Origin of the sequence: Streptomyces sp. NPDC058619, assembly GCF_042717785.1 — a bacterium.
Classification (GTDB): domain Bacteria; phylum Actinomycetota; class Actinomycetes; order Streptomycetales; family Streptomycetaceae; genus Streptomyces.
Window position 1 is genome coordinate 185810 of record NZ_JBHXQN010000008.1, and the last position, 15169, is coordinate 200978.

Annotated in this window: 13 protein-coding genes; 5 read left to right on the plus strand and 8 right to left on the minus strand. The window is 75.1% G+C overall.

What is annotated here, in order from left to right; translation table 11 throughout:
- Nucleotide 1: 1 nt before the first annotated feature.
- The 3 genes from ACFWTC_RS11325 to ACFWTC_RS11335 are packed head-to-tail and all read right to left on the minus strand — an operon-like array spanning nucleotide 2 to nucleotide 2769.
- Complete coding sequence (locus tag ACFWTC_RS11325; RefSeq protein WP_383925826.1) at nucleotides 2-745, minus strand: SseB family protein; 744 nt, start codon at nucleotides 743-745, stop codon at nucleotides 2-4.
- A gap of 21 nt (nucleotides 746-766) precedes the next feature.
- Entirely contained in the window at nucleotides 767-1987 is a 1221-nt protein-coding gene (gene mycP, locus ACFWTC_RS11330) for a type VII secretion-associated serine protease mycosin (protein WP_383925823.1), read from the minus strand.
- Nucleotides 1984-2769 carry a hypothetical protein gene (locus ACFWTC_RS11335; RefSeq protein ID WP_383925820.1) on the minus strand — a complete coding sequence of 262 codons (786 nt, stop codon included), beginning with the start codon at nucleotides 2767-2769 and terminating at the stop codon, nucleotides 1984-1986. The genes mycP and ACFWTC_RS11335 overlap by 4 nt, the downstream gene beginning before the upstream one ends.
- A gap of 391 nt (nucleotides 2770-3160) precedes the next feature.
- Here ACFWTC_RS11335 and ACFWTC_RS11340 point away from each other — a divergent pair, with 391 nt between their 5' ends.
- Entirely contained in the window at nucleotides 3161-4363 is a 1203-nt protein-coding gene (locus tag ACFWTC_RS11340; RefSeq protein WP_383925817.1) for an amino acid deaminase/aldolase, read from the plus strand.
- Between the two features lie 25 nt (nucleotides 4364-4388).
- Here ACFWTC_RS11340 and ACFWTC_RS11345 read toward each other — a convergent pair whose 3' ends face one another.
- From ACFWTC_RS11345 to ACFWTC_RS11360, 4 genes are all read right to left on the minus strand, one after another.
- Complete coding sequence (locus ACFWTC_RS11345) at nucleotides 4389-5705, minus strand: haloacid dehalogenase-like hydrolase (protein ID WP_383925814.1); 1317 nt, start codon at nucleotides 5703-5705, stop codon at nucleotides 4389-4391.
- A gap of 140 nt (nucleotides 5706-5845) precedes the next feature.
- Nucleotides 5846-6637, minus strand: a complete 792-nt coding sequence (locus ACFWTC_RS11350; protein WP_383925812.1) for a 3-oxoacyl-ACP reductase — start codon at nucleotides 6635-6637, stop codon at nucleotides 5846-5848.
- A 5-nt stretch (nucleotides 6638-6642) separates the two neighbouring features.
- On the minus strand, nucleotides 6643-7971 hold the full coding sequence (locus ACFWTC_RS11355; RefSeq protein ID WP_384074150.1) for an aldehyde dehydrogenase family protein: 1329 nt from the start codon (nucleotides 7969-7971) through the stop codon (nucleotides 6643-6645).
- 133 nt (nucleotides 7972-8104) lie between these two features.
- Complete coding sequence (locus tag ACFWTC_RS11360) at nucleotides 8105-9478, minus strand: glutamine synthetase family protein (protein ID WP_383927564.1); 1374 nt, start codon at nucleotides 9476-9478, stop codon at nucleotides 8105-8107.
- Between the two features lie 77 nt (nucleotides 9479-9555).
- Here ACFWTC_RS11360 and ACFWTC_RS11365 point away from each other — a divergent pair, with 77 nt between their 5' ends.
- The 3 genes from ACFWTC_RS11365 (at nucleotide 9556) to ACFWTC_RS11375 (ending at nucleotide 12732) form a co-directional block, all read left to right on the plus strand.
- A complete protein-coding gene (locus ACFWTC_RS11365) occupies nucleotides 9556-10302 on the plus strand; it encodes a FadR/GntR family transcriptional regulator (protein WP_383927561.1) in 747 nt (248 codons plus the stop codon).
- A gap of 184 nt (nucleotides 10303-10486) precedes the next feature.
- On the plus strand, nucleotides 10487-11956 hold the full coding sequence (gene eat, locus ACFWTC_RS11370; protein ID WP_383927558.1) for an ethanolamine permease: 1470 nt from the start codon (nucleotides 10487-10489) through the stop codon (nucleotides 11954-11956).
- A 50-nt stretch (nucleotides 11957-12006) separates the two neighbouring features.
- Nucleotides 12007-12732 (plus strand): gamma-glutamyl-gamma-aminobutyrate hydrolase family protein, encoded by a 726-nt coding sequence (locus ACFWTC_RS11375; protein WP_383927555.1) that lies wholly within the window; start codon nucleotides 12007-12009, stop codon nucleotides 12730-12732.
- A gap of 313 nt (nucleotides 12733-13045) precedes the next feature.
- On the opposite strand, the gene ACFWTC_RS11380 is transcribed toward ACFWTC_RS11375, so the two are convergent.
- Nucleotides 13046-13972, minus strand: coding sequence for a LysR family transcriptional regulator (locus tag ACFWTC_RS11380; RefSeq protein WP_383927553.1), 927 nt, complete (start codon nucleotides 13970-13972; stop codon nucleotides 13046-13048).
- Between the two features lie 70 nt (nucleotides 13973-14042).
- On the opposite strand from ACFWTC_RS11380, the gene ACFWTC_RS11385 reads away from it, so the two are divergent.
- Entirely contained in the window at nucleotides 14043-15161 is a 1119-nt protein-coding gene (locus ACFWTC_RS11385) for a TDT family transporter (protein ID WP_384029412.1), read from the plus strand.
- Nucleotides 15162-15169 lie beyond the last annotated feature (8 nt).

Consider the following 15169-nt stretch of genomic DNA (forward strand, 5'->3'; position numbering starts at 1 on the left):
GTCAGCGGGTGAACAGCGGTTCGCCGGACGGCGCCGGGGCGTCCGCGGGCAGCAGCGCCAGGTCCAGCCCCCGCACCAGCCGGGCCCGCAGCGTCTCGTCCGCCGCGAGGGCCTCGGCGAGCCGCCGGGCGGCCGCGGGGGCCTGCGCGGTCCCGCCGGCCAGGACCACGGCGAGGGTGCCGTCGGCCCCTGCCGCGGCCGGGCCCAGGTGGGCCCGCAGCACGTCGGGTTCCCCCGCCACGGCGGCCCGTACGGCCTCCCGTACGGCGGGGTCGGCCAGCGGGTCCGCGTCCGTGCGGCCCTCGGCGAGCGCGAGCAGCGCGGGGCCGGTCAGCTGGTAGGCGACCGGTCCGGCCAGGTCCAGGACCACGGTGTCGGCCTTCTCGTGCGCGGCGGCGGCGAGGGCCTGGTGCAGCGGGACGGCCACGGGCCGGGCGGCCGGGTCCCAGAGCGCCAGGGAGGCGGTCGAGGTGAAGGCGGGCAGCGCCCGGCGGTCGCCGGCCCGCAGGGTGGGGACGGCCATGTCGCTGGTCTTCTCGCGCCTCAGGCCCGTCCCCGGGTCCGTCTCCACCTCGCCGAGGACGGCGACGACGGGGACCAGCAGGCGGGCGCCCTTGAGGGCGGCCAGCACCTCGGGCTCCTTGGCCCGGTCCGCGGCCCAGGCGGCCAGGGCTGCGGTCAGCCGGGGATCGGCGGAGCCGTCGTCGTCGGAGAAGCCGGGGTCGGGAATGTTCTTGTTCGCCATGTTCGCCACAGTGACCCGACCCTACTGTGCCGCGTACGGGTCCCGGCCCCGGCCCCGGGCGGCCCGCCGCGGGCGCCGCGCCAGTACGGCTGCCAGCGCGAGCAGCGCCGCCCCGGCGAGCGCGGCCTGCGGGGCGCCGAACCGGGCCTCGCGCTCGGGCGGACGGGCCGGTTCGGGCCCGGAGCCGAAGTAGGGGCGCTCGGCCGGGGCGGGTGCGGGCACCGGCGCTTCCGGCAGCATCGCCTCGGCCACCTGGAGCGCGGCGAGGGGGTCGACCGTGCCGTGGCCCCGGGCGTCGTCGCGGCCGCCGGCCGGGGAGTCCGAGGCGGTGTCCTCCAGCAGCTTCTTGACCTGGGCCGGGGAGAGGTCCGGGTGGGCGGCCCGGACCAGGGCCACCGAGCCGGAGACGAAGGCGGCCGCCGCGCTGGTGCCCCAGCCCTCGTAGTACGACCGGTCGGGGTCGGCGATGACCACGTCCACGCCGGGGGCGCTGACGGTGGCGTACCAGTTCCGGGTGGAGAAGGCGGCCTTGCGGCCCCGGCGGTCGACGGCCGTCACCGCGATCACGCCCGGGTAGGCCGCCGGGTAGGAGACGCGGTCGCCGCTCTCGCCGCCGTTGCCCGCGGAGGCGACCACGACCACGCCCTTGGCGAGGGCGTACTGGACGGCCTCGTCCTCCCCCGCCTCGTGGTGCGCGGAGTCGCTGTCGTCCCCGAGCGACAGGTTGATCACGTCCGCCCCGTGGTCGGCGGCCCAACGGATGCCCTCGGCCAGGGCGCCGCCCTTGCTCTCGCGGGCCTTGGCGCGGCCCGGGTCGCCCTCCTCCAGGATCACCCGGACCGGCAGGATCTTCGCCTGCGGGGCGATGCCGAGGACGCCCTGGCCGCGGCTTGGACCGTGCCCGTGCCCGGCGATGATGCCGGCCATGGCGGTGCCGTGGCGGGCCCAGGCGCGGTCGCCGCGGCCGGCGCCCATGCCGATGAGGTCGGTGCCGGCGAGGACCTGGCCGGCGAGGTCGGGGTGGGCGTCGTCGACCCCCGTGTCCAGGACGGCGACGGTGACGCCGTCGCCCCGGGTGGTCCCCCAGGCCTCCTCGGCGCGCAGGGCCAGCAGGCCCCACTGGCGGTCCCGGACGGTGTCGGCGGCGGCCGGGGGCGCGACCGCCGCGGACACGAGGAGCGCCGCGGCGGTCAGGGCGGCGGCGCCCGGCGCGAGCGCCCGGGCCGGGCGGCGGCGGGTCATCGGGCGGGCTCCGGGACGGCGGGCGGGGCGGCGAGCGCCCGCAGGGCGGCTTCGATCCGGTCCGCGACGGCCTCGGCCTCGTGGCCGAGGCCCGCCTGGGCGACGGCTCCGGTGGCGTCCTTCTGCGCCGCCGCCTCCGCGGGGCGGGGCGCCTCCACGGCGCGGCCGTCGCCGAAGGCGGAGACGGTGTAGACGACGACGGGGGCCTCGGCGAGCACGGCGACGCTCCAGGCCGCGCGCTGGGCGTCGGTGAACCCGTACGCGGGCGGGGCGGTGAGGCGCGTGGCGGCCGCGGCCATGGCGGCGGCGTCGGCGGGGGTGAAGACCATGCCGACCGCGACCAGGGAGGAGCGGGTGGCGTCGGTGTAGGTGGCGCGCAGCACGCGGGTGCAGCCAGTGGCGGCCAGCCGGTCCCGCCACTCGGCGGAGAGGGCGCCCGCGCAGTCGGCGTCGGGGGCGACGGCGATCCGGGTCCACGTGCGGTCGGCGCCGCCGGGACCGGCGTCGGGGCCGGCGAGGACGGTGGGGAAGAGGCTGTCCACGGGGGCGGTGTGCCACAGCGACCCGGCCGCGCGGTAGGCGGCGTCGGGGGGCAGGGGCCGGTGGGCGGCGCGGTGTTCGGCCCAGGCGGCGGCTCCGGCGCCGCCGGCGAGGCCGGTGCCGAGGAGGGCGCACAGGACGGCGGCGAGGACGCGTCCGGGGTGGCGGCGCGGGCGGGCTTCGCGGAGCGGGAGCGGCTCGGGCTCGCCCGGCAGCTCGGTCCGCGGTGTCGTCGTGGTCATCCGGCGGCTCCGCCCCCCGTTCCGTACGGCTGCCTGCCCGTACTCTACGGCTCCCTCCGGCGGTGCGCGGGCCCCGGGTGTCCGGCGGTCCGGTCGGGAACGGGGCGGGGAGCGGGCGGCGGCGCCCCGGCGACCGGGGCAACGACGGCGCGGGGGACGGGCGGCGGCGCGAGGCGGCGGCGACGCGGCGGCCGGTGGCGCGGGCGGGCGGTGCGGCCGGTGACGCGGGTGCGGGCAGCGGGGTGGGAGACGGGCGGCGGCGGTACGGGGCGGGCGGCGGCGCGGGCGGCGGTGCGGGCGGGCGCGGCGGCTGGCGGCGCGGGCGGGCGGTGCTGGTACGGGCCTCCTCGACCCCTACCCACCGGTAGTGCGGTCTGGCAAGCTGCCGCCCATGAACTCCCCCGCCGCCGACCGGGCCCGGTACGACCGGGCGACCGCGCACCTCGACGCGCCGCTGGCCATCGTGGACCTCGACGCGTTCGACGCCAATGCCGACGACCTCGTGCGCCGGGCCGGCGGGAAGCCGGTCCGGGTGGCCAGCAAGTCCGTCCGGTGCCGGGCCCTCCTCGAACGGGTGCTGGCCCGGCCCGGGTTCGCCGGGATCATGTCGTACACCCTCGCCGAGTCGGTCTGGCTGGCCCGCTCCGGGTTCGAGGACGTGCTGCTGGCCTACCCGTCCGCGGACCGGGCCGGTTTCGCCGAGCTGGCCGACGATCCGAAGCTCGCCGCGGCGATCACCGTCATGGTCGACGATCCGGCCCAGCTGGAGCTGATCGACCGGTCCCGTGACGGCGGCACCGAGGAGATCAGGGTCTGCCTGGAACTGGACACGGCCCTGCACCTGTTCGGCGGCCGGGTCCGGGTCGGGGCCCGGCGGTCGCCGCTGCGCGAGCCGGAGCAGCTGGCCGCGCTGGCCCGTACGGTCTCGGCCCGGCCCGGCTTCCGGGTGGTGGGGCTGATGGGGTACGAGGGCCACGTCGCCGGGGTCGGTGACGCGCTGGCCGGGCGTCCGCTGCGCTCACGGGCCGTCCGGCTGATGCAGAGCGCGGCCCGCAGGGAGCTCGCCGCCCGGCGTGCGGAGACCGTACGGGCCGTCCGCGCGGTGGTCCCGGACCTGGAGTTCGTCAACGGCGGCGGGACCGGCAGCGTGCAGCAGACCGCCGCCGAGGAGGCGGTGACGGAGATCGCGGCCGGGTCCGGGCTGTACGTGCCGCGCCTGTTCGACAACTACACCTCGTTCCGGGGGCGTCCGGCGGCGCTGTACGCCCAGCCCGTGGTCCGGCGGCCCGGCGTCGGCGTGGTCACGGTGCTCGGCGGCGGCTACCCGGCCTCCGGCGCGGCCGGCGCGGACCGGCTGCCCGTCCCGTACCTGCCGCAGGGGCTGCGCTACGACCCGCAGGAGGGCGCGGGCGAGGTGCAGACCCCGCTGCTCGGCAGCCCGGCCGACGACCTGCTGATCGGCGACCGGGTGTGGTTCCGGCACGCCAAGGCCGGGGAGCTGTGCGAGCGCTTCGACACGCTGCACCTGATCGGGGGCGACCGGGTGACGGCCACCGCCCCGACCTACCGGGGCGAGGGCCGCACCTTCCTCTAGTCCCCCCGCCAGGCGGTGCCTTCGGCTAGGTGGTCGCTTGCGCGTACACGGAGTCGGTCTGGTCCGGGATGACGCTCGCGTCGCCCCGGCGGACCGGGCCCGGCGTGCCGTCGTGGTCTACGTAGCCGGTGGTGGAGCACGGATAGGGGCCGGTCTTCTGCTTCTTTGGCTCGATGAACATCGGGTTCACGATCCACTTGCCGTCGCTGTCGTCGTACGCCCGGCACATCAGCTCGTTCTTGTTGCGGTTCAAGACGAGCCGCAGGGCGGTCGCGTCGCGCAGGAACGAGATGTCCGTGTCCGAGTCCCCGGCGGCGAACACCTGGCGGCGGGCGGGCGGCTGGACCTGCTCGGCGGCCGCGCCGCGGACTCCGAAGACCTCCTGGTTGATCCAGCAGCGCTTGCCGTCGATGTACGTGATCATCGTGTCGGCGCCGTCCCGGACCGAGCCGCAGCCCTTCAGGTGGGCGGTGAGCCTGCCGTCGCGTGCGGTGGTGTTGCGGATGCCGATGACGTGGCCGGCGTCGATCCCGACGCCCCGCGCCCAGACCTCGACGACCGGCTGGGGTGAGGCCGAGCTGATCCAGACGTCGAAGCCGGCCTTCTGCAGGCCCGCGACCAGGTCCTTCTGCTGGTCGTAGTAGCGGACCCAGCCGGTGGCGGTGCCGCTGCCGACCCGCTGGACGGCGCCGACCGGCGCGGCCAGGTTCTCCGCACGGGCGGCCGCGGCGAACCCCCGTACCTCGCGGGCGGTCCAGCCCTGCGTCAGCTGCGCGAGCCAGGCGTAGCCGGGCTCGGTGGTGCGGCGGTCCCAGCCGGCGAAGGCGGCGGCGCCGGACCGGGTCGCGGCGGTGCCGTAGACGGCGTTGACCTCGTCGGCGCAGCGGTCGGCCGCGGGGGTGCCGGCGCCGGTGGGCAGCGGGGCGCCGGGGCGGGCGAGGCGGCCGCAGGCGTCGGCCAGGGCGCCGGCGGCGGCGGGGGTCAAGAAGCGGCTGGTGGTGGACCAGTCGCCGCGGGCGGGCTGGCGGATCCTCCCGTTGCGCAGCAGCCAGAACATGGTGGCGTCGCCGACGTCGTTCTTGACGACGGTGTTGTCCCAGTCGAAGACGGCGACGGGCTTGGCCCGGCCGGGCCGGCGCGGGGCGCAGCGGCCGTACGTGTCGATGAGCCGCTGGAGCCGGGCCTGGTTGTCGCCGTACCAGCCGGCCTTGAGCTGCGGGGTGGCGCAGGGGGTGCCGGGGCGGTGCGCCGGGGCGGCGGGGGCCGCGGGGACGAGGGTGCCGGCGGCCAGCAGGGCCGCGGCGACCGTTCCGAGCCGCCGGGTGCTGCGGGGTGGGATCACTGGGTGGACACTCCTGTTCCCTCTTCCTACGAAGATCGTCGCGGGTGGTGGAGCACGGCAGCCGGGCGTCGTCGTGACGCCCGGCTGCCGGGAGGGTGCGGTCCAGGTGGCCGGTGGGGAGGGCCCGCCGGCCGGGACGGCTACAGGGGGGTGACGTACGCGCCGGAGATGCCCCCGTCGACGACGAAGTCGGCGGCGTTGACGAAGGAGGAGTCGTCGCTGGCGAGGAAGGCGACGGCGGCGGCGATCTCCTCGGCCTCGGCGAAGCGGCCGACGGGGATGTGGACGAGGCGGCGGGCGGCGCGCTCGGGGTCGCTGGCGAACAGCTCGCGCAGGAGCGGGGTGTTGACGGGTCCCGGGCACAGGGCGTTGACGCGGATGCCGTCGCGGGCGAACTGCACGCCGAGCTCGCGGGACATGGCCAGGACGCCGCCCTTGGAGGCGGTGTAGGAGATCTGCGAGGTGGCGGCGCCCATGAGGGCCACGAAGGACGCGGTGTTGATGATGGATCCGCGCCGCTGGGCCTGCATGTAGGGGAGGGCGGCCTTGCAGCACAGGTAGACGGACGTGAGGTTGACGTCCTGGACCCGCTTCCAGGCGTCGAGCTCGGTGAGGAGGATCGAGTCGTCGTCGGCGGGCGAGATGCCGGCGTTGTTGAAGGCGATGTCGACGGAGCCGTAGGTGTCGAAGGCCGTCTTGAAGAGGGCGTCGACCTGCTCCTTGTCGGTGACGTCCACCTGGACGAAGAGGCCGGCGACCTCTTCGGCGGCGGCCTTGCCCGCGACCGGGTCGACGTCGGCGCAGACGACGTTGGCGCCTTCGGACGCGAGCCGGCGGGCCGCGGCCAGACCGATGCCGCTGCCGGCCCCGGTGATGACGGCGGTGCGGCCGACGAGGCGGCGGCAGATGATCTCTTCGGTGCGGTCGGTCATGGGGTTCAGGCCTCCGTGCTGATGAAGACGTTCTTGGTCTCGGTGAAAGCGGTGAGGGCGTCGGGTCCGAGCTCGCGGCCGAGGCCGGACTGCTTGTAGCCGCCGAAGGGGGTCGAGTAGCGGACGCTGGAGTGGGAGTTGACGGACAGGTTGCCCGCGGCGACGGCGCGCGAGACGCGCAGTGCGCGGCCGATGTCGCGGGTCCACAGGGAGCCGGAGAGGCCGTACTCGGTCGCGTTGGCCAGGCGTACGGCGTCCTCCTCGTCCTCGAAGGGGAGGACGACGGCGACCGGGCCGAAGACCTCTTCGGTGGCCACGGGCGCCGTGGGGTCGACGTCCGTGACCAGGGTCGGCGGGTACCAGAAACCGGGGCCCTCGGGGGCGGCGCCGCGGACCGTGGTGAGGCCGTCGGTGACGTAGGACCGGACCCGCTCCAGCTGTGCGCGCGAGATGAGCGGTCCCATCCGGGTCTTCTCGTCGGCCGGGTCGCCGACGACCACGCTCTCGATGCCCGGGGCGAGCAGCTCCAGGAACCGGTCGTAGGCGGAGCGCTGGACGAGGATGCGGGTGCGGGCGCAGCAGTCCTGGCCGGTGTTGTCGAGGAAGGCCATCGGGGCGGCGGCGGCCGCTGCTTCGAGGTCGGCGTCGGCGAAGACGATGTTGGGGCTCTTGCCGCCGAGTTCGAGGGTCACCCGCTTCACCCGGTCGGCGCACTTGGCCATGATCTGCTTGCCGACGCGGGTGGAGCCGGTGAAGACGATCTTCGCCACGCCGGGGTGCTCGACGAGCGCGTCGCCCGCTACCGCCCCGCGGCCGGGGAGCACCTGGAAGAGGTGCTCGGGGATCCCGGCTTCGAGGGCGAGTTCGGCGAGGCGCAGGGCCGTGAGCGGAGTGGTCTCGGCGGGCTTGAGGATGACGGCGTTGCCGGCGGCGAGGGCCGGGGCGAGGCCCCAGGCTGCGATCGGCAGGGGGAAGTTCCAGGGGGCGATCACACCGATGACGCCGAGGGGTTCGAGGAAGGTGACGTCGATGCCTCCGGCGACGGGGATCTGGCGGCCGGAGAGCCGTTCCACTCCCCCGGCGGCGAAGTCGAGGAGGTCGCGCACGTTGCCGGCTTCCCAGCGGGCGTTGCCGATGGTGTGGCCGGCCTCGCGGACCTCCAGCAGGGCCAGTTCTTCGATGTGGCCGTCGACGACCGCGGCGAAGCGGCGCAGCAGCCGGGCCCGGTCGGCGGCCCGGGTGACGGCGGCGTCGACGTCGTCCCGTGTGGCGGCCGGGACGGTGGCGACGACTTCCTCGGTGGCCGGATTCAGGACTTCCAGCACATCGGTCACGTGGTGCCTCACAGACTTTCGGTTCGGTGGCGTCGACGGGGCGGCGTCGAGGGGCGGCGGGGCGAACGGACGACCGGCGGGTCGACGGGGCGACGTCGATGGGCGACGGGGCGACGGGCTACCGGGCGACGGGCTACAGGCGCTCGAAGGAGCGGCGCAGTTCCCAGTCGGTCACGGCGGAGTCGAAGGCGTCGAGTTCGACCCGGGCCATGTTCCGGTAGTGGGCGACCACCTCGGGGCCGAACGCGGCCTTGGCGATCTCGCTGTTCTCCCAGAGCTCGGCGGCTTCGCGCAGCGTCGTGGGGACGTGGGCGTAGTCGCCGGTGTAGGCGTTGCCCGCGCACGCCTCCGGGAGTTCCAGCCGGTGCTCGATGCCGTAGAGGCCGGCCGCGACCAGGCCCGCGACCGCGAGGTACGGGTTGACGTCCCCGCCGGGCAGGCGGTTCTCGAAGCGCATGGAACGGCCGTGGCCGACCACGCGCAGGGCGCAGGTCCGGTTGTCCACGCCCCAGGCGACGGCGGTCGGTGCGAAGGATCCCGGCCGGAAACGCTTGTACGAATTGATGTTGGGGGCGTAGAGAAGGGAGAAGTCGCGCAGCGCGGCCAGCTGACCGGCCAGGAAGTGGCGCATCACCGGTGACATTCCGCCGTGGTCGTCCGGTCCGTCCCCGGCCATGGCGTTGCGTCCGTCGGAGTCGCCCAGCGAGAGGTGGATGTGACAGGAGTTGCCCTCGCGCTCGTCGTACTTGGCCATGAAGGTGAGCGAGACGCCTTCCTGGGCGGCGATCTCCTTCGCACCGGTCTTGTAGACGGCGTGCTGGTCGCAGGTGGTGAGCGCTTCGTCGTAGCGGAAGGCGATCTCGTGCTGCCCGAGGTTGCACTCCCCCTTGGCCGACTCGACGACCAGGCCCGCGGCCTGCATCTCGTTGCGGATGCGCCGCAGCAGCGGCTCGACGCGGCCGGTTCCGAGGACGGAGTAGTCGATGTTGTACTGGTTGACGGGGGTCAGCTCCCGGTAGTTGGCGTTCCAGGCCTGTTCGTAGGTGTCCTGGAAGACCATGAACTCCAGCTCGGTGCCGACCATCGCGGTGTACCCGTGCTCGGCGAGGCGCTCCAGCTGGCGGCGCAGGATCTGCCGGGGGGCCGCGACGACGGGCGAGCCGTCGCTCCAGGCGAGGTCGGCGACGAGGAAGGCGCTGCCGGGGTTCCAGGGGAGGCGGCGCAGGGTGGCGAGGTCGGGGTGCATGGCGAAGTCGCCGTAGCCCCGGTCCCAGGAGGACATCTCGTAGCCGTCGACGGTGTTCATGTCGGTGTCGACGGCGAGGAGGTAGTTGCAGCCCTCCGTGCCGTGTTCGAGGACCTCGTCGAGGAAGAACGGTGCGGCGAACCGCTTCCCCTGGAGGCGCCCCTGCATGTCGGGGAAGGCCATGACGACGGTGTCGATCTCGCCGCTGGCGACGAGCAAGCGGAGCTCTTCGGGCGTCAGCGGCGGCGTGCGGTCTACCACGGGAATCTCTCCTTCGGTGAGCCGAGAAGGCCTAAGGTATTGAATAGAACCATTGCTTGGGAAGGGGAGGGGCCGAGATGACCGACACGGCGAGCGAGGGCGGGGCCGTCGCCCGGCTGAATCCCGTGCTGCGGCAGGTGCGGGCGGGCAACGGTTTCGAGGAGGCGCTGGAGCAGATCCTCCAGGTCGTCCGGCTCGGCCTGGTACCGGGCGGCGAACGGCTGCCGCCCGAGCGCGAACTGGCCGAGCGGATGGGGATCAGCCGGGTCACGCTGCGCGAGGTGCTGAAGGTGCTGCAGGACCAGGGGCTCGTGGAGGCACGTCGGGGACGGTACGGCGGAACCTTCGTCCTGCCCCGCCCCGACACCCCGGCGGGCGGCACCGAGGAGGAGCTGCGCCGGCGCGTCGCGGGGGTGGACATCGAGGACGCCCTGCGGTTCCGCGAGGTCCTTGAGGTGGGAGCGGCCGGACTGTGCGCCGCGCACGGCCTGACCGAGGAGGGGACCGAGCGGCTGCTCGCCGCGCTGGCCGCGACCCACGACGCCCCGCTCGCCGACTACCGGCGCCAGGACACCCTGTTCCACCTGACCCTGTGCGAACTGGCCGGATCCGCCACTCTGACGGCCCAGTACGCGGCGGTCCGGGCGACCGTGAACGACCTGCTGGACTGCATTCCGCTACTGGTGCGCAACCTGGAGCACTCGCAGCAGCAGCACACCGCGCTCGTGGAGTCGGTGCTGGAGCGGGACGCCGACGGGGCCCGCGCGACGATGCGCGAGCACTGCTGCGGCACCGCGGCCCTCCTGAGGGGGTTCCTGGCCTGATCACGCCCCCGAATGGCGCGTTCCCGGCGGATCCCCGGCGGACCTCCGTCGGATCTCCGTCGGATCTCCGGAGGCACGCCGGAGAGGCATTCGTTACTTCCGTTTAACGCAGAGGTCTTGCGCACTCCACCCCACTGCGGCAAAGGTACGCCCCACAACCATTGCCCCGAGGCAGGAGCGCACGATGGCCGACGACATCGAGGCACGGCTGGAAGCCGTGCCCGCACCCACCGATTCCCCCGAGGGCGGCGACGACTACCTGAAGCGCCGCACCCTGCGCCGCGGCAGCGCCGGCTGGCTGCTGCTCACCGGCCTCGGCGTCGCGTACGTCGTGTCCGGCGACTTCTCCGGCTGGAACCTCGGCCTGGACAAGGGCGGGTTCGGCGGGCTCGCCATCGCCACCGTCCTGATGGGCGCGATGTACGCGTGTCTGGTCTTCTCGCTCGCCGAGCTGTCCACCATCCTCCCCACGGCGGGCGGCGGCTACGGCTTCGCCCGGCGCGCGCTGGGCCCCTGGGGCGGCTTCCTCACCGGTACCGCCATCCTGATCGAGTACATCCTGGCCCCGGCCGCGATCGTCATCTTCATCGGCGACTACGTCGAGTCCCTCGGCCTCTTCGGCCTCACCTCCAGCTGGCCGGTCTACCTCGCCTGCTTCGCGGTCTTCATCGGCGTCCACCTCTGGGGGGTCGGCGAGGCCCTGCGCTTCAGCCTCGTCGTCACCGCCATCGCCGTCGCCGCACTGCTGATCTTCGCGGTGGGCGCCTTCACCGAGTTCGACGCGGCCGGCCTCAACGACATCCCCGTCGACGCGGAGGCGTTCGGTTCGAACTCCTGGCTGCCGATGGGCCTCCTGGGCATCTGGGCCGCGTTCCCCTTCGGCATGTGGTTCTTCCTCGGGGTGGAAGGCGTGCCGCTGGCGGCGGAGGAGGCCAAGGACCCGGTCCGCTCCATGCCGAAGGCGCTGTCGATCTCCATGGGCATCCTCGCGCTGCTGGCGCTGATCACCTTCTTCGCGGCGACCGGCGCACAGGGCGCCGACGCGGTCCGTACCGCCGGCAACCCGCTGGTCGTGGCCCTGGAGGGGGACGGCGGCCCCACCGCGCTGAGCCGCTTCGTCAACTACGCCGGCCTCGCCGGGCTGGTGGCCTCCTTCTTCTCGCTGATCTACGCGGGCTCGCGCCAGCTCTTCGCCCTCTCCCGGGCCGGGTACCTGCCGCGGTTCCTCTCGCTCACTTCGCGGCGCAAGGCCCCGTACCTGGGTCTCGTCATCCCCGGAGTGATCGGCTTCACCCTGGCCGCAGCCACCGGCGACGGCGCCCGCATGCTGAACATCGCGGTGTTCGGCGCGACCATCTCGTACGCCCTGATGGCCCTCTCGCACATCGTGCTGCGGCGCCGGGAGCCCGGACTGGAGCGCCCGTACCGCACCCCGGGCGGGATCGCGACCTCCTCGGTGGCCTTCGCGCTCGCCCTCTCGGCCCTGGTCGCCACCTTCCTGGTGGACAAGGACGCGGCGTTCATCGCGCTGGGCGTGTACGCCGTCGCCCTCGCCTACTTCGCCTTCTACAGCCGGCACCACCTGGTGGCCTCGGCGCCCGAGGAGGAGTTCGCCGCCCTCGCCGAAGCGGAGGCGGAACTCGCGCGCGACTGAAATCCTGTCCCTTGACCGCCGCCACCACTCCCGTCCCGGAGGTAGAGAACGTGCCCAGGCCGCTCATCGGCATCAGCACCTATGTGGAGGAGTCCACCCGCTACGGCGTGTGGGACCTCCCGACGTCCCTGGTCCCCTCCGGGTACTACGAACTCGTCCAGGCGGCGGGCGGCGCGGCCGTGCTGCTCCCGCCGGACGAGCCCGGAAGGGCCGCGGAGGTGCTGGGCCGGGTGGACGGCCTGGTCGTCGCGGGCGGTCCGGACCTGGACCCGGTCCACTACGGCGCCGCCCGCGACCCCCGTACGGGCGCCCCGGCGACGGTCCGCGACCGGTGGGAGCTGGCCCTGCTGGACGCCGCGCTGGCGGCGGGCCTGCCGCTGCTGGGCATCTGCCGGGGCATGCAGGCGCTGAACGTGGCGCTGGGCGGCACGCTCGTCCAGCACATCGACGGGCACGTCGCCGCCCCGGGGGTGATGTCCCGGCACCCGGTCCGCCCGGTGCCGGGCACCCGGTACGCGGCCGCGGTCCCGGAGGAGGCGCAGGTGCCGACGTACCACCACCAGGCCGTCGACCGGCTGGGCCGGGGCCTGGTCGTCTCGGCCGACGCGGTGGACGGCACGGTGGAAGCGATCGAGCTCCCGGGCCCGGAGCACTGGGTGCTGGGCGTCCAGTGGCACCCCGAACGGGACCGGGACACCCGCGTGATGGGCGCGCTGGTAGAGGCCGCGGCGGCCCGCGCCGCCCTCCGCACACCGGACCGCGTCCCGGTGGCGTAACGGCCCCGCGGCGCGCGGCCGCCCCCCGAACACGGGATCACCGGGGCCGGGCGCGCGGCGCCGCGCCGCGGGCGCAGCGTGGGAGGCCCCCCGCCACGGCACTCCGGGCGCGGAACTGCCGGGGGCGGGGGCTGTCGAGCTGCCGGTCCGGGCACTGTGCGCCGGCTACGGCGTCAGGCGTGTGACGTCCGGCCGCGGCACACAGGAGCAGTACGCGGCACCCGGGACCTCCGGCGTCCGACGCGCCCACGGGGCCCGGCGCCGCGACACCCGGACCCTCCGGCGTCCGGCGTGCCTCCGGCGTCCGGCGCGCCTACGGCGCCGGGCGGCGGGTGAGCGACAGGAGGTCCCGCGCCGGGCCCGCCGGGCGGGAGCCCGCGGGCCACACGGCCCGCAGCGCGCGGTCCAGCGGCGCCCCGGCCACGGGCACCTCCACCAGCCGGCGCGCCGCGAGCTCGTCCCCCACGGCCAGCTCCGACAGCACGCACGGCCCGGCCCCGCTCAGGGCCGCCGCCTTCACCGCCGTGGTCGACGCGAGTTCCAGCAGCGGCTCCCCGAGCCCTCCGCACCCGGCCAGGGCGGCGTCCAGCACCTGCCGCGTCCCCGACCCCCGCTCCCGCAGGATCAGCGGGGCCGAGGCGAGTTCGGTCGCCGTCACGCCCTTCGAGCGCCGCGCCCACGCGTGGCCCGGCGCGACCGCCACCACGAGGCGGTCCTGCGCGATCACCGCCGAGTCCAGTCCGTCGGGCACGGTCAGCCCCTCCACGAAGCCGAGGTCCGCCTCGTGCGCGAGGACCCGCTCGGCGACCACGGCCGAGTTTCCGGCGTGCAGGGACACCGCCGTGTCCGGCCGCTGCCCGCGCAGCGCGATCAGCCACCCCGGCAGCAGGTACTCCGCGATGGTCATGCTGGCCGCCACCCGCAGCCGCGAGTCCCGCCGGCCCCGCAGGGCCTGCGCTCCCGCGTCGAAGGCCTCCGCCGCCTCCACGACCCGCCGGGCCCAGTCCGTGACCAGCGCACCTTCGGCCGTCAGCGTCGAGCCGCGCGGCGACCGGTCGACGAGGGCCACCCCCAGCCGCGTCTCCATCGCCCGGATGCGGCTGCTGGCCGCGGGCTGCGTGATGCCCAGCCGCCGCGCCGCGCCGCTCAGGCTCCCGACCCGCGCGACCTCGAGCAGCAGTTCCAGCGCGCCCAGATCCGGCACCCGGTGCGCCAGCGGAACCCACTCCTCATTACCCATAACATCAGTTTATGGCCTCATAGGGAGATGCCCTCTGCCACCCGGCCCGCGCCCGCCGGAACCTGGAGTCATGGCCACCACCCTCGCGCTCCCCCGCACCACCCGCTCCGCGGCGACCGCCCCCCGGGCCCACGAGGCCCTGCGGAACCTCGGGCCGAACTGGTACGCCTCCGTCATGGGCACGGCGATCATCGCCACCGCCGGCGCGACGCTCCCGTACCAGCTCCCCGGCCAGCGCGTGGCCTGCCAGCTCGTCTGGGCGCTGTCCGCCACCGTCCTCGCCGTGCTGCTCACGGCCCGGGCCGGGCACTGGATCCACCACCGCGACCAGGCCCGCGCCCACCTCCTCGACCCCTCCGTCGCCCCGTTCTACGGCTGTCTGTCCATGGCCCTGCTGGCCGTCGGCGGCGGCACCCTCATCGTCGGCAAGGACCTCATCGGCCTGGACGCGGCCGTCGCCGTGGACGCCGTGCTGTTCAGCGCCGGCACCGCGATCGGCCTGCTGACGGCCGTGGCCGTCCCGTACCTGATGATGGTGCGCCACCAGGTCGAGGCCGCGCAGGCCACCCCCGTCTGGCTGCTCCCGCTGGTCGCCCCGATGGTCTCGGCGGCGCTCGGGCCCCTGCTCGTCCCCCACCTGCCCGCCGGGCAGGCCCGCGAGGCGATGCTGCTGGCCTGCTACGCCCTGTTCGGCGTCAGCCTGCTGGCCACCCTGCTGATGCTCCCCCTGATCTTCGCGCGGCTGGTCTTCAGCGGTCCGCTGCCCCTGCTGCTCACCCCGACCCTGTTCCTGGTCCTGGGCCCCCTCGGCCAGTCCACCACCGCCGTGAACCAGCTCGCCGACGTGGCGCCCGGGGCCATCGGAGCCCCGTACGCGGAGGGCCTCGGCGCCTTCGCGGTCGTGTACGGAGTCCCCGTGATGGGGTTCGCGCTGCTGTGGCTGGCCCTCGCCGCGGCCATGCTGGTCCGCGCGGCCCGGCGCGGAATGGGCTTCTCGATGACCTGGTGGGCGCTGACGTTCCCCGTGGGCACCTGCGTCACCGGCGCCGCCGGACTGGCCCGCCACACCGGCCTGGCCGCCTTCGCCTGGCTGGCCGCCGCCCTCTTCGCCTGCCTGCTGACGGCCTGGCTGCTCGCGGCCGCCCACACCCTGCGCGGCCTGTTCACCCGCAGCCTGCCGGCCCGCTGACCCCCGGG

Bases quoted from the DNA above. Each gene is read 5' to 3' on its own strand.
- ACFWTC_RS11325 (WP_383925826.1), bottom strand. From the start codon at position 745: ATGGCGAACAAGAACATTCCCGACCCCGGCTTCTCCGACGACGACGGC.
- mycP (WP_383925823.1), bottom strand. From the start codon at position 1,987: ATGACCCGCCGCCGCCCGGCCCGGGCGCTCGCGCCGGGCGCCGCCGCC.
- ACFWTC_RS11335 (WP_383925820.1), bottom strand. From the start codon at position 2,769: ATGACCACGACGACACCGCGGACCGAGCTGCCGGGCGAGCCCGAGCCG.
- ACFWTC_RS11340 (WP_383925817.1), top strand. From the start codon at position 3,161: ATGAACTCCCCCGCCGCCGACCGGGCCCGGTACGACCGGGCGACCGCG.
- ACFWTC_RS11350 (WP_383925812.1), bottom strand. From the start codon at position 6,637: ATGACCGACCGCACCGAAGAGATCATCTGCCGCCGCCTCGTCGGCCGC.
- ACFWTC_RS11365 (WP_383927561.1), top strand. From the start codon at position 9,556: ATGACCGACACGGCGAGCGAGGGCGGGGCCGTCGCCCGGCTGAATCCC.
- eat (WP_383927558.1), top strand. From the start codon at position 10,487: ATGGCCGACGACATCGAGGCACGGCTGGAAGCCGTGCCCGCACCCACC.
- ACFWTC_RS11380 (WP_383927553.1), bottom strand. From the start codon at position 13,972: ATGGGTAATGAGGAGTGGGTTCCGCTGGCGCACCGGGTGCCGGATCTG.
- ACFWTC_RS11385 (WP_384029412.1), top strand. From the start codon at position 14,043: ATGGCCACCACCCTCGCGCTCCCCCGCACCACCCGCTCCGCGGCGACC.